Below are 706 nucleotides of genomic sequence, written 5' to 3'. Positions count from 1 at the left end.
TCCCGGTATTGGCGAGGTGCTGTCGGTGCATTTGTTGGTGGCACTACGATCAAGGCGCTTCAAGAGTGGCAGACAAGTGGCGGCCTTCATGGGGCTGGGGCCGGTGGAGTGGACCTCGGGCAGTTCGGTCAGGCACGCGCCGCGGCTCTCGAAGAATGGCGACCCCGCGTTGCGGCAAAAGTTATACATGGGTGCCGTTGTTGCGATGCGGCATAACCCCAGCATTCGGCGCCAATATCAACGGCTGTGTGCTGCAGGCAAACGAAAGATGTCAGCGCTGGGCGCGGCCATGAGAAAACTGGTGCACATCGCTTACGGCGTGCTGGCGCACCAGAAAGAATATGAACCACAGCCCGTTTGAGAGGGGTTGTGGTTCATTGGGAGAGACGGTATCTACTCGACCGCGTTTCAGGTAGGTCGTGTTCACCCAAGGGCACAGAGAGGCGTAGCCGTAACCCGACAAAGCACCTACAACGAAGGCGCGCTTAGCTCGATTTCGTTCTGCATGGTTTGCAGCTGGGCCAGCACTTGCTGGCGCAACCAGCTGTGCGCCGGGTCAGCGCTCTGGTCACGGTGCCAGTAAAGGTGCATTTCCAGGCCGGGCAGTTCGCCGGGGAACGGCTTGAGCACCAGGCCCTGGCGCCGCAGCTGCCCGGCCAGGCTGGCGGGCATGGTGAGCAGCAAGTCGGTTTGCTGCACGGTGCTG

At 61.3% G+C, this 706-nt stretch carries 2 protein-coding genes; one reads left to right on the top strand and one right to left on the bottom strand.

Going from position 1 to position 706, the window contains the following annotated elements; all coding sequences use genetic code 11:
• Positions 1 to 361 (top strand): transposase (locus A3754_RS08410; protein WP_156496923.1); only part of this gene is annotated, 361 nt, incomplete at its 5' end.
• A gap of 107 nt (positions 362 to 468) precedes the next feature.
• Here the strand turns inward: A3754_RS08410 and A3754_RS08405 are convergent.
• Positions 469 to 706, bottom strand: a 238-nt coding sequence (locus A3754_RS08405; protein ID WP_231880553.1) for a LysR substrate-binding domain-containing protein, incomplete at its 5' end; no start/stop codon positions are given.

Source organism: Alcanivorax sp. HI0083, assembly GCF_001635175.1.
The sequence above is the reverse complement of the archived record's forward strand: the minus strand, read 5'-3'. Positions and strand labels throughout refer to the sequence as shown.